At 62.8% G+C, this 12,810-nt stretch carries 12 protein-coding genes; 3 read left to right on the top strand and 9 right to left on the bottom strand.

The genetic code is table 11. The features are described 5' to 3' along the window. Positions 1 to 170 precede the first annotated feature (170 nt). The 7 genes from GOEFS_RS17975 to GOEFS_RS17945 form a co-directional block, all read right to left on the bottom strand. A complete protein-coding gene (locus GOEFS_RS17975) occupies positions 171 to 1,124 on the bottom strand; it encodes a hypothetical protein (RefSeq protein ID WP_007319370.1) in 954 nt (317 codons plus the stop codon). A gap of 13 nt (positions 1,125 to 1,137) precedes the next feature. Then, positions 1,138 to 2,214, bottom strand: a complete 1,077-nt coding sequence (locus tag GOEFS_RS17970) for a hemolysin family protein (protein ID WP_007319369.1) — start codon at positions 2,212 to 2,214, stop codon at positions 1,138 to 1,140. Then, positions 2,211 to 3,644, bottom strand: a complete 1,434-nt coding sequence (locus tag GOEFS_RS17965) for a hemolysin family protein (protein ID WP_007319368.1) — start codon at positions 3,642 to 3,644, stop codon at positions 2,211 to 2,213. The genes GOEFS_RS17970 and GOEFS_RS17965 overlap by 4 nt, the downstream gene beginning before the upstream one ends. Before the next feature lie 7 nt (positions 3,645 to 3,651). Then, complete coding sequence (guaB1, locus tag GOEFS_RS17960) at positions 3,652 to 5,088, bottom strand: GMP reductase (RefSeq protein WP_007319367.1); 1,437 nt, start codon at positions 5,086 to 5,088, stop codon at positions 3,652 to 3,654. Beyond that, entirely contained in the window at positions 5,089 to 6,561 is a 1,473-nt protein-coding gene (gene gnd / locus GOEFS_RS17955) for an NADP-dependent phosphogluconate dehydrogenase (protein WP_007319366.1), read from the bottom strand. A gap of 79 nt (positions 6,562 to 6,640) precedes the next feature. Continuing rightward, positions 6,641 to 7,597, bottom strand: a complete 957-nt coding sequence (locus tag GOEFS_RS17950) for a M56 family metallopeptidase (protein ID WP_007319365.1) — start codon at positions 7,595 to 7,597, stop codon at positions 6,641 to 6,643. A gap of 54 nt (positions 7,598 to 7,651) precedes the next feature. Next, positions 7,652 to 8,050: a BlaI/MecI/CopY family transcriptional regulator gene (locus GOEFS_RS17945; protein ID WP_040525469.1), complete on the bottom strand. Its 399-nt coding sequence runs from the start codon at positions 8,048 to 8,050 to the stop codon at positions 7,652 to 7,654. Positions 8,051 to 8,289: 239 nt separating this feature from the next. Between GOEFS_RS17945 and GOEFS_RS17940 the strand changes: the two genes are divergently transcribed. Beyond that, positions 8,290 to 8,715: a PaaI family thioesterase gene (locus GOEFS_RS17940; RefSeq protein ID WP_007319363.1), complete on the top strand. Its 426-nt coding sequence runs from the start codon at positions 8,290 to 8,292 to the stop codon at positions 8,713 to 8,715. Between the two features lie 21 nt (positions 8,716 to 8,736). Here the strand turns inward: GOEFS_RS17940 and GOEFS_RS17935 are convergent, their stop codons facing one another. Then, positions 8,737 to 10,191 carry an NAD(P)/FAD-dependent oxidoreductase gene (locus GOEFS_RS17935; protein ID WP_007319362.1) on the bottom strand — a complete coding sequence of 485 codons (1,455 nt, stop codon included), beginning with the start codon at positions 10,189 to 10,191 and terminating at the stop codon, positions 8,737 to 8,739. Between the two features lie 67 nt (positions 10,192 to 10,258). Next, a complete protein-coding gene (locus tag GOEFS_RS17930) occupies positions 10,259 to 10,879 on the bottom strand; it encodes a GNAT family N-acetyltransferase (protein ID WP_007319361.1) in 621 nt (206 codons plus the stop codon). A 170-nt stretch (positions 10,880 to 11,049) separates the two neighbouring features. Between GOEFS_RS17930 and GOEFS_RS17925 the strand changes: the two genes are divergently transcribed. Then, complete coding sequence (locus GOEFS_RS17925; RefSeq protein ID WP_040525489.1) at positions 11,050 to 11,508, top strand: acyl-CoA thioesterase; 459 nt, start codon at positions 11,050 to 11,052, stop codon at positions 11,506 to 11,508. A gap of 489 nt (positions 11,509 to 11,997) precedes the next feature. Then, positions 11,998 to 12,780: an enoyl-CoA hydratase gene (locus GOEFS_RS17920; protein WP_007319359.1), complete on the top strand. Its 783-nt coding sequence runs from the start codon at positions 11,998 to 12,000 to the stop codon at positions 12,778 to 12,780. The last annotated feature ends 30 nt before the right edge of the window (positions 12,781 to 12,810 follow it).

Raw genomic sequence — 12,810 nt, 5'->3', positions numbered from 1 at the left:
TCTGTGCCCGGCGAGCACGTCGGACCCGACGCCCCGCGCAGCCTTGAAATGATCGACGACGACAGCGTTCCGCCGAGTACACGCTGCGGTGCGCTGAAGCCGCCACTCATGCTACTCGGAACTGTTTGCGCAGTTCCCAACACCTCCCAGTCGGCTACCGGCAAGTAACTTCAGGCGCGTGACAGAGTCGATCGCAACTCGGTGATGTGACGTAGCAGCTCGGTCCGCAAACGCGAACCTTGCTCCGCTACAACGGTTTGCGCTCGCACATATTCCGCCCGCCCGGCCGCCGTCTCTATTGCGATGGGGGCATACCCGTAGTCGCGCAGATCGTATGGGCTCGCACGCATGTCAATCTCTCGCGCCGCATACGCGAGTTCGAAAGTGCGCAACAACAGCCCCGAATCGATCAACGGCATCAACTTCGCCGTCAGCCGATACAGATCCATCGAGGCGTGAAGACACCCGGGCTGCTCGAAGTCCACCTGCGATGCCCGCGTCAGCGGTGCGGAGTTTCGCCCAACGGCGGGTTCAGTGAAGAACCGGAACGCGTCGTAATGCGTGCACTGCAACGACATCGACTCGACCACCCGGTCGGTACCGTCCACGCCCAGCCGCAGCGGCACCGAATGTTGGGGCGCGGCGGTCATATTCGGCCCGCTCGCTTCGCTCCCGGCGCTCGTCGTATTCGGCCCGCTCGCTTCGCTCCCGGCGCCGCGGTAGACCATGGCCCACTCGTGCAAACCGAAACACCCGAGTCGCGCCGGCCGGGAAGCGGTGGCCGACAACAACTCCGACGTATACGCGATCGTCGTAGCGCGTTTACGCAGGTACGCCTGGGACACGGTGACACCATCGCCGACGCGTTCATAGCCGCGCTGATCCGCATACGGGTGCGTGCGCCCGTCGGCATCGGCCAGTACCACCCCGAAGCCCGGATGCCAGCGCTGCAACAAAACAGGCCGATACGGGTAGTAGGTGAACAAGAAATCGATCACCGGATGTTTCGCGCCGCGACGACGTGCGGCCAAGTAGTCACCAATGAGCTCATCGACGCGGGTCCGATGCCGCTGGGCGGCGGCGCGCCAAGAGTCAGCCGACATCAACACGCCAGTGTCGGTCATCGAGCTGCTCACCTCACAGCCGGTTCGTTTCGTCGCGGACGGTGCCGACGACTTCCTCCACCAAATCAGCCAGCGCGACAACACCGATGGTGCGTCCGGAATCGTCGACGACAGCACCGAGATGAGAACTGGTCCGCCGCAGCGCGGAGGTTCCCTCATCGATAGGTGTGGTTGCCGAAAGCACCGGCAGTGGCCGGATCTTGTCGATGCCGATGATGGTGTCCGGCCCGATCTGCTCGTCGAGGATGTCGTCGAGAACATCTTTGAGGTGCAGATATCCGGTGTAGGTGCCGTCCGGAGAGCGAACGGGGAACCGGGAGAACCCGGTGTCGGACACCGCGCGCTCGACCGACCCCAGTCGCGGTCCCACTCCGCCGGTGGCCGGATCGCGGCGAGCCTGCACCGAGCGCAGACTTTCCAGCGGAATCATCACCTCGGACACCGTCCGGCCGACGCTCTCCAGCGCCCGCGTGAGTCGCTCATGCTCCTCGGCGTCGATCAAACCTTCGGCCTTCGATTCGCCGATCATCTGGGCGAGTTCACCGGTCGACACCGTCGCGTCCAACTCATCTTTGGGTTCGACCCGCATCGCACGGAGGCTGATATTCGCCAGCCAGTTGTAGAACGCGATCAGTGGCCGGACCACCTTGATGAAGGCCAAGTGCATGGGAACGAGCAGCATTGCCGATCGTTCCGGACCGGCCAGCGCGATATTCTTCGGCACCATCTCGCCGAGCAGGATATGGAGTACCACCACCAGCGACAACGCGATGGTGAACGCAATCGGATGCAGGAAACTCTCCGGAACGTGTACCCATTCCAGCGGCTTCTCGATGAGATGAGCGACAGCGGGTTCACCGACTCGACCGAGCAGGATCGAACAGATGGTAATTCCCAGTTGAGCCGCTGCGAGCATCAGGCTCAAGTGTTCGGAGGCGCGAATTACGGTGCGCGCCCGCGTCTTTCCGCTTTCGACGAGCGCTTCGAGTCGATCGCGGCGCGCCGAGATCAACGAGAACTCGGCGGCGACGAAGAACGCGTTGCCGGCCAGCAGCACGACGGTGAGTACTACACCCCACAGGTCGTTCATCGCGACACCTCCCCGCCGTCGGCCGATGGGCCGGTTGCATCAGATACCGCCCGGTCGTCCTCAAGTGGCTGAAGTGAGACGACATCGATCCGCCGTCCGTCCATCGTGGTGACCATCGCTCGCCAACGGGGCTGTGACAATTCGTCGTGTTCACTCGACGGGTCACGGCTCTCGTTGTCGGTGCCGTATTCGACGGTGGGGAGTTCGACGCTGTCGCCGACCGTCGCGATGCGGCCGAGACTGAACATCACCAGGCCACCGAGGGTGTCATATGCTCCCTCAGGCGCGCGATAGCCGATCGCATCGGTCAGCTCGTCGAGCCGGAGCAGGCCCGCACACAGATACCCGGCACCGTCTCTAGTGACGTCGGCGCGTTCGTTGTCGTGTTCATCGGTGACATCGCCGACGATCTCCTCGATGACATCCTCGGTGGTCACGATGCCCGCGGTACCGCCGTATTCGTCGATGACCACGCAGACTTCCAGTCCGTCGGCCCGCAGTTGTTCCATCACCGCGTCGCCGTCAAGGCTGGTCGGCACGGTGGTGACCGGTCGGGCGATACTCGCGAGGGTCGTGGTCCGTTGCGCCTCGGGGGGCACGGTGAACGCCTGTTTGATGTGGACGATGCCGAGCAGGTTGTCCAGATCTCCCTCAATCACGATCGGGAAGCGGGAATGCCCGGTCTGCGACGACGCGGTGATCAGATCGCGAATCGTTTCATCGCCATCGAGGCATTCAACGGTGACGCGCGGGGTCATCAGATCTTCGGCGGTCAGTTCACCGAACCGCAGGGAACGGTCGACAAGCGCGGCCGTCGTCGAATCGATGGCGCCGTGCAGAGCCGAGTTTCGCACCAGCGACCCCAGTTCCTGCGGCGACCGCGCCGAACGCAATTCTTCGGCCGGTTCGATTCCCAGCCGCCGCACAATCCAGTTCGCCGTGCCGTTGAGGCCGTTGATGGCCCAGCGGAAGATCGCGGAAAAGGCGGACATCGCGCCGGCTGTTGCCCGTGCGACATCCATCGGCCGGGCGATTGCGAGATTCTTCGGGATGAGTTCACCGAGCACCATCGACAGTGACGTGGCGATGATCAACGCGATGGCCAGCGCCACCGCGGTGACGGCAGCGTCGGGCAGATGAACGAGTTCGAGCAACGGCCGAATCGCCGTCGCTACCACCGGCTCGGCGATATAACCGGTGATCAACGTGGTGATGGTGATACCCAGTTGGGCGCCTGATAGCTGGAAGGACAGGGTCTTGTGGGCCCGTTCCACCTGCCGTGAGCGTCGATCGCCGCGGGTGGCGACGTCGTCGGTGATAGCCGACCGCTCCAACGCGGTCAGCGAAAACTCCGACGCCACGAACAGAGCAGTTCCCAGAGTCAGGGCAATGAACCCGACTACGCCGAGGACGTACAGCGCGATGTCCACGATGGTTTTACCAGCCTCCTGGCAGTGGGCGGCCCTCGGCGAAACCGGCGGCGGATTGGATTCCGAGTACGACCTTCTCGTGCAACTCGGTCAGGCTCCGGGCCCCGGTATAGGTAGCGGTGCTACGCACGCCGGCACAGATCTGGTCGATGAGATCTTCGACGCTCGGCCGGACAGGGTCGAGTCGGATGCGCGAGGACGAGATGCCCTCCTCGAACAGACTCTTGCGCGCGCGGTCAAAGGCGCTATCGGATGCCGAACGCGCTGCGACGGCGCGTTTGGATGCCATTCCGAAACTCTCCTTGTAGAAGCCGTGCTCGTCGCGTTTCAGGTCGCCGGGGGATTCGTAGGTTCCGGCGAACCACGACCCGATCATCACATTCGACGCTCCCGCGGCCAGGGCTAGGGCAACGTCGCGCGGATGCCGAACACCGCCGTCGGCCCATACGTGGGCGCCGAGTTCTCGTGCCGCAGTGGCACATTCGACGACAGCGGAGAACTGCGGCCGTCCCACTCCGGTCATCATTCGAGTCGTGCACATGGCGCCGGGCCCCACACCGACCTTGACGATCGTGGCGCCGGCATTGACCAGGTCCCGTGTTCCGGCGGCTGAGACCACATTGCCCGCTGCGATCGGCAGACCCAGGTCGAGCTCGGCTACCGACTCCAACGCGGTGATCATCTTCTCCTGATGCCCGTGCGCGGTGTCCATCACCAAGACGTCGGCACCAGCGTCGGCCAGCGCCCGTGCCTTACCCACGACGTCGCCATTGATACCGACGGCGGCGGCGATACGAAGATGCCCCTCGGCGTCGACGTTGGGTTCGTAGATACCGGCGCGCAACGCGCCCACGCGGGTCAGCACCCCGGCAAGGGTGCCGTCCCGGTTGGTAAGAACAGCTAGTCCCACATGCAGTTCGGCGACGGCGTCGAATATTTCGCGCGGTGGGGTGTCGATGCTCATGCTGACCAGATCCGGGTCGAGTACTTCGCTGACTCGGGTGAAGCGGTCCATATCGCGGCAGTGTTTCTCACTGACCAGACCGAGGGGTTTGCCGGCGTCATCGATAACAACGGCTACGCCATGCGCTCGTTTGGGGATCAGCGCGAGGGCGTCGGCAACCGAATTGTTCCGCGTCAAGGTGACCGCGGTGTCGGCGATCAGGTGACGCGATTTCACAAAGGCGATCGCCTCGGACGCCGCGGGAATTGGCAGGTCCTGGGGGAGGACCACCAATCCGCCACGGCGCGAAACGGTTTCGGCCATCCGCTTACCGGCGACGGCGGTCATATTGGCGACCACGATCGGAATCGTGTTGCCGGTGCCGTCAGCGGTCGACAGATCGACGTCAAAGCGCGACGACGCGTCGGACCGGTTGGGGACGATGAACAGATCGTCGTAGGTCAGGTCATGGTCGGGACGATGGCCTTCGAGAAACTGCACTTACTCCGAAACCTCACTTCTGTCTTCACTCCACAGGGTGTGGAACGTACCGGGCTTGTCGACGCGCTGGTAGGTGTGCGCGCCGAAGAAGTCACGCAGCCCTTGCGTGAGGGCTGCGGGCAGCCGCTCGCTGCGTAGACCGTCGTAATACGACAGCGAGGACGCGAATGCCGGCACCGGCACTCCCATCGTCGTCGCGGTGGCGACCACTCGACGCCAGGCGTCGATGCCAGCTTCCACGGCATCGCGGAAATACGGCGCTAGCAGCAGGCTTGGCAGCTCGGGGTCGGTCGCGTATGCCTCGCGGATTCGATTGAGGAATTGCGCACGGATGATGCAGCCGCCGCGCCAAATGGTGGCCAGTGAGCCGCGGTCGACATTCCAGCCGTATTCGGTACTGCCAGCGGAGATTTCATCAAAGCCCTGCGCGTAAGCGACCACCTTGGACGCGTAGAGCGCGGCCTTGATGTCGTCAACGAAAGCTTTCTTGTCGGCCGGTGCCGCCGACAGCGAACCCGACGCAAGACCTTGTGCGGCCTTGCGCTGGTTCGTCGAACTCGACAGCGCCCGTGCGAATACCGCCTCGGCGATGCCGGTTGTCGGGATGCCGAGGTCGAGGGCGGCCTTGACCGTCCAGCGGCCGGTGCCCTTCTGGCCGGCTTCGTCGACGATGACGTCGACGAGGGGTTTGCCGGTCTCGGCGTCGACCTGCGAGAGCACCTCAGCGGTGATCTCGATCAGGTAGCTCTCTAGCTCGGTGGTGTTCCATTCGCGGAAGACGTCAGCGATCTCGGCGACCGGCAGATCAAGCGCGCGGCGCATCAGGTCATAGGCCTCGCCGATCAGCTGCATGTCGGCATATTCGATGCCGTTGTGCACCATCTTCACGAAATGACCCGAACCGTCGGCACCGATATGGGTACAGCACGGCTCGCCATCGACCTGTGCCGCAACCTTTTCCAGCATCGGACCTACCGACTTGTACGACTCGGCTGGGCCACCGGGCATGATCGACGGGCCGTTGAGCGCGCCCTCCTCGCCGCCGGAGATGCCGGCTCCGATGAAAAGTAGGCCGCGGTCGGCGAGTGCCGCTTCGCGTCGAATGGTGTCGGTGTACAGCGCGTTACCACCGTCGATGATGATGTCGCCGGGCTCCATCGCATCGGCTAGCTCGTTGATGACGGCGTCGGTAGCATCGCCAGCCTTGACCATGATCAAGACTCGACGCGGCCGCTCAAGCGCGTCGACGAATTCTTCAACCGTCTCGGTGCGGACGAAATCGCCGTCGCCGCCATGCTTTTCCAGGAGCGCGTCGGTCTTGCCGATGCTGCGGTTGTGCAGCGCCACGGTGTAGCCGTTGCGGGCGAAGTTGCGGGCGATATTGGAACCCATGACCGCGAGACCGGTGACGCCGATCTGTGCGGTCCCAGTGGGGACGGATGACGGGGTGGCAGACGATGAAGGCGCGTTCATGACAGCTAGCCTATTGCCTCGCATTCGCGTCTGCCCCAGGCAGGTTCGTCAACCCGCGAGATTCGGTGGCGATCGAGAGTCAATTCACGGCCGCGATCAGTCGAGACAACTCGGTTAGCCACGGGATAGCCACCGCCAGCGTCGGCACAACCAAGATAGCGGCTGCCGCGACGTAGACCACGAAGGTAAGCGCGGCCGAGGGGGCATCCGCGAGTCGGGTGATGCGCGTGAGTGTTGTTGGTCCACCGACCGCCATCGCACCACGCGGGGCGACGGCGTCGGCGCAGGCAACTAGTGCGCGCCCGAGAGTCGTCGGCGTTGTCGCTTTCACGGCCTGGTCGTCGGCAAGTGCCTCGACCAATAGCTCGACGGAACCGAGTGCCGAACTGCTGCGCACGAACCGGGGGAACGCCTCTTGCAGCGCGATAAATGCTTCGAGAACAAGATCGTGGCGGGCGCGCAGGTGGGCGCGCTCATGCACGATGACCGCGGTGAGTTCGTCGACCGAGAGTCGGGTCACGACGCCTTCGCTGATCACGACGCGTTGACGCAGCCCCGGCAAACAATAGGCGAGCGGTTGCTCAACCTCGATCATCCGGACGTCGCGGGCCGAGAGCGGATTCGACGCCTCGGCTTCGCGGCGGTCAACGCGATCAAGTAGATCGATAAGTTGGCGATGCGCGGTGCGACGTGCGCGGGTACGGGCGCCAACCCGAACCGTCGTGAAGATCATTCGCGCGCCAACCACGAGGGTCAGGATGAAAACGCTGACGTAGATCAACCAGAGAGGGAGCCCTAGTCGATTGATCTCGTCAAATGGATTGGTAGTCGGGGCGCCGTCGGGCCCCGGGGCGAGCAGGTTGGCGGCGATCGCGAGTCCGCAACTGAATGCGGACAAGACGGCGGCGAGCGCCACTGACTGCCATAACACCATCGCGGCACGCGGGGTGCGCAGCGGCCAGGCCGCTCGCGACAATAGTTCGGGAACAGGACCGACCAGCACTACGGTGAGGATGCCGAAGAGCAGCGCGGTCATTTGGTCAGTTCCTTGGGCTGGAGAATCTTGGGTACATAGTGCGTACCCAAGAGACTAGTCGGATTTATAGGGTTGTTGCGATGCTTCGAGTTGATCGAGTGCACGACGAAGGGCCGCGGCCTCATCTGCACCGACGCGTCCGACGAAGGACACGAGTGCGGCATGGCGGGAGCCGGGGGCATCAGCTTCAGAGAGTGCGTCGACCATGAGGTTGGCGACCAGATCTTCGCGCGGGTGTGTGGCGGCGTACTTGTGCGCTCGGTCGTCGCGGATCTGGGTGACCAGATTCTTCTTGGCGAGACGCTGCAGCACAGTCATCACGGTGGTGTAGGCGAGGGATCGATCCTGCGACAGAGTTTCGTGCACTTGCCGCACGGTCTGTGCGTCTGGACTTGCCCACAGGGTGTCCATGACCGCGCGCTCGAGCTCACCCAATCCATTCATTTTTCTCATTTTACTGATGTTCTCCGTATCGGCGAATTCGGTATGCGGTGTGGGGTTGACAGGTTGGTAAGGCTAGCCTACATTAATAACTACGCGGACCGCGAGAGAGTCCTGAGGGCTGCAGAGACCCCCGGTCCACGCCACGGCAGGCCCCACGTTTTGATTAACGTGGGGCCTGCCGATTTAGTGCCCGACGTTTTTCGATACCCGCGGCAGTCCCACTCACCGCGCTGGGTAACTTCAACACTATGAGCGCAGATAATGACGGTGGACAGACTTTCTCGGCCGATGATTTGAAACCGGTTGGGTTCGACGCGACCCTTGGGCTGGAAATGCGCTCAGCGGTACCAGACGAAGTGGTCGCCACGATGACCATCGATCCGAAACACCACCAGCCGTACGGCATTGTCCACGGCGGCGTCTACTGTGCGATCGCCGAGAGCGTCGCGAGTATTTCGGGAGTCGTGTGGCTTCTCGACACCGGGTTGGGCACCAAGGCGGTCGGCGTGAACAACAGCACAGACTTCCTCAAGTCGGTACCGTCGGGCGTCATCACAGCCCGATCGACACCGATACATCGGGGCAAGCGGCAGCAACTATGGCAGGTCGACATGACCGACGACTCGGGTCAGTTGCTGGCGACGTCGAGGGTTCGGCTACAGAACCTCGCATAGAGGTGCGGCGAGCGTCGGGCGCTAACTAGCTTCGGACTCTTTTTCCTTGGCCGCGGCCGCGCGCGCAGCCTCTTGCTCGGCGTCGATGCCGGCCTCAATCTCAATCTCGGACTTCTTCGCCAGCTCGCTGAGGTGTCCGATCGCGGTCCGCGCGTACACCTGCTGTTCGGTAATCGCCAGTTGCGCGCGGCCACGCGTACTGAACGCGAAGAACCAGTTGACAATGGTATTGAGGCGGTTACGGAAACCAACTAGGTACACCAGGTGCAGTGCCAGCCAGCCGAGCCACGCGAAGTAGCCCTCTGTCTCGAATTTCTTCTTGGTGCCTGGGATCGGCACTTGCATAACCGCGCTGAACCGAGACACAGTCGCCATCGAGCCTTTGTCGAAGTAGCTGAACGGTTTTCGCTGATCCGGTGTTTGCTTGCCGTTCAGTTCGGCCTTGATCGCGTCAGCGGCGTATCGACCACCCTGGATCGCGCCTTGCGCGACGCCCGGCACTCCATCGACGGCCATCATGTCGCCGACGACGAAGACATTCGGATTGTCGGGGATGGATAGGTCGGGCAGTACCTTGACACGTCCGGCGCGATCGAGCTCGACGCCCGACTGTTCGGAGAGTTGCTTTCCTAGTGGGCTGGCCTGTACGCCGGCCGACCAGACCTTGCACTGCGACTCGATCCGACGAGTCGTGCCGTCCTTTTCCTTGACGACCATGCCGTCGTAGTCAAGGTCGACGACCATCGCGTTCAGTTGAATGTCCACGCCCAGCTTCTCCAGACGCGCGGCAGCTTTCTTGCCGAGTTTCTCGCCGAACGGCGGGAGTACGGCAGGCGCGGCGTCGAGCAGGATTACTTTCGCCTGAGTCGGGTCGATGTTGCGGAAACTGCCCTTGAGGGTCTTATTCGCCATTTCGGCGATCTGTCCCGCCAATTCGACGCCGGTCGGTCCGGCACCGATGACGACGAACGTCAGCAGCTTGTCGCGTTCGGCGGCATCATTGGACAATTCGGCCTGCTCGAACGCTCCGAGGATGCGTCCACGCAGTTCGAGGGCATGGTCGATGGTTTTCATACCGGGGGCGTACTCGGCGAAGTGATCGTTGCCGAAGTAGGACTGGTCGGCGCCGGCCGCGATGATCAGACTGTCGTACGGGGTTTCGGTGATGCGCTCGAGTAGCCGCGACGTCACGGTCTTGTTCTTCAAGTCAATCTTGTTCACATCGCCGAGCAGTACCCGGGTATTGCGCTGTTTGCGCAATACGATGCGGGTCGCGGGGGCGATTTCACCTTCGGACACGATGCCGGTCGCGACTTGGTACAGCATCGGCTGGAAGAGGTGCTGAGTAGTCCGCGCGATGATGGTGACATCGACGTCGGTTCTCTTCAGGCGTTGCGCGGCGAATAGGCCGCCGAATCCGGACCCGACGATCACGACGTGGTGCCGGGCGGTTGCGTTGTCAGTAGGGGTGCTCATATGCGTGAACATCTTCCTATCGCTGGGCGTGGTGAGCCGGGTGGGGCCCCATGCGTCAACGGTATCGTTAGGCAGAGTGTCGCGCGTGTTTAGGTGGCCACGACGGGCGATTCTCCGGTGGGCGTGACGCGTGGCGGGGCAGCCTATTGAACCAATGCTCGCGCATCAATTCGTATTCCACTTCGTCGCGTTCAAAACCGGAAAGAATTTGTTCGTCACTAATATGGATCGCCGACAGTCGCATGCCGAGTTTTTGCATCACGCGCCGCGACCCGGTGTTCATCGCAAGAGTGCTGGCGAAGATCCGTTGTGTCGCAAGTTGTTCGAAGGACATCGCCACGAGCGCGGTGGTCGCTTCGGTTGCGATGCCCCGACCCCAGCCGTCACGGCGCAATCGGTACGACAGTTCCAGTTCACTCCGATTGCTATGCCGAGGCGTGCGCAATGACGTCCATCCGACGAACCCGCCGCCAGCGCTACGACGGATAGTCCATAAGCCGGTGCCATAAGCGGCGTACTCGGCCTGGGCACGAGGGATTACCCAGTCGGCGATATCCCGACGCGGTGTCGGGATCCCACCATTGACGAATCGCATCACTGATCGGTCGCTGTCGAGTGCGTGCAGGTCATCAACGTCGTTATCGGTCACCGGAGCAAGCTGCAGTCGGGCGGTGCCGATGAACAACATGCCTCCCAGCGGTTATGCCAATTGCGTCAGTCGGATCGATGAGCGCGCGTGAGCGGGAACTAAGGAGCTAGTGTACGACGTCGGGCGGGCAGCGCCCATCATCTTCGGCGAGTGAGTCGGGTCGTACGCATTGTCGGGGGCTGGGAGGTCATGCCTTAATGTCGACCCTCATGACCGATTCTTCGTCCGAGACCGTCGAGGCAGCGAACCCCGACCAGTTCGAACTGCTGATTCACCTTCGGTGGGGTGATATGGACTCGCTGGCGCATGTCAACAATGTGCAGGTGGCGCGACTCTTCGAAGAAGCGCGGGTGCGGGCGTTTGCCGAATGGTTCGGCGCACGTAGGGAGAACATCTCGATGTTGGTGGCTCGGCAGGATATCGAGTACCACTCGCCGCTGGCCTATACGCCCGAACCGGTGCGGATCTTCGGTCGGGTCAGCCGAATCGGCACTGCTTCTTTCCAATTCGGCTACACCCTGGTCGACCCGGCCGGTACGACATGTGCTGTCGCACAGACGACGCTGGTCGTGATCGACGCCGAGACAGGTCGCCCGACGCCGATTCCAGACCCGATCCGCGCGATCCTCGAAGAGCATCACGGTGCCCCGGTGAAGTTCCGCCACTAGGCGACCAAATAGCGCTGGTCGAGTGGGTGACGGCCCACCCCGCCGGTCGAGTGCCCGGCGAGCCGCTAGGCGAGCCGGCCTAGCGTCGCTGGTCGAGTGTCCGGCGAGCCGTTAGGCGAGTCGGATGTATCGAGACCCCGCGACACGAATTCGACACGTACGCACCATGATTGGGTGTACGTTGGCTCTTCGTCTCGCGGCATCTCGATACACCGACGTCCTCGCAAGCTCGGTCGTCGGCACTCGATGATCCAAGTGGGTCGAGTAGGCAGGCCACCTCTGCTGGTCGAGTGCCCGGCGAGCCGCTCGGCGGGGGACCAAATACTGCTGGTCGAGTGCCCGGCGAGCCGCTGGGCGAGTTGGGTGTATCGAGACCCCGCAACACGAAATGCCAACGTGCCCAAAGCCATTCCTGCGCACCGACCATACCGACGATCAACGTACCGCAAGTTCCGACGTCGGCGACTCGCGCCGAGCTACCATCCACCTATGTTGCTTGCCGAGAAAACAGACTCAGTGCTCATTCTGACCCTCAATCGTCCAGAATCGCGAAACGCGTTGACGCCGCAGTTGATCGCTGAGATTCAGGCGCAGATCGCCGCTGCCGATACCGATTCGGAGGTCTCGGTCATCATTCTCACGGGCGCCGACCCCGCATTCTGTGCGGGCGTCGATCTTCGGGTGATCGGCGCCGAGGGTGGCTGGGACAATATGGGCGACTCGAGTGGAACCGGCGCAGGTGACGCACCGGCCGGTCACCCGTGGACACCGATCAGCAAGCCGATTATCGGCGCTATCAACGGCGCGGCGGTCACCGGCGGCCTCGAACTCGCCCTCGGCTGCGACATCCTGATCGCCTCCGACCGGGCACGGTTCGCCGACACTCACGCACGCGTCGGAATCATGCCGCTCTGGGGTCTCACGGCGCGGCTTCCAGAAGCGGTCGGCTTTGGCTTCGCACGGCGGATGAGTCTGTCCGGAAACTTCGTCGACGCACCGACCGCGCTAGCACGCGGGCTAGTGACCGAGGTCGTTCCACACGACGAATTACTCGCAACCGCAAAGAAATTGGCCGCCGACATAGCTTCGAACAACCAGTCGGCCGTCCAGACGCTCCTTGGTTCATATCGTCGCGTTCAGGGCCACGTATTCACACCTCAAGCCGACATTGAAGCCGCTACCGCGACTGCCTGGCTGGCCAGCCCCGAAGGCGGCAACGTTGCTAAAGACGCGCAGTCGGTGATCGAACGTGGTCGCGCGCAACTGAATTGAGCCGGGACTCTCGCTCTTTCAGACCCGTCA

Origin of the sequence: Gordonia effusa NBRC 100432 (assembly GCF_000241305.1) — a bacterium.
Lineage (GTDB): Bacteria > Actinomycetota > Actinomycetes > Mycobacteriales > Mycobacteriaceae > Gordonia > Gordonia effusa.
Note: the sequence above shows the minus strand (reverse complement) of the source record. Positions and strands in the feature narration are given on the sequence as shown.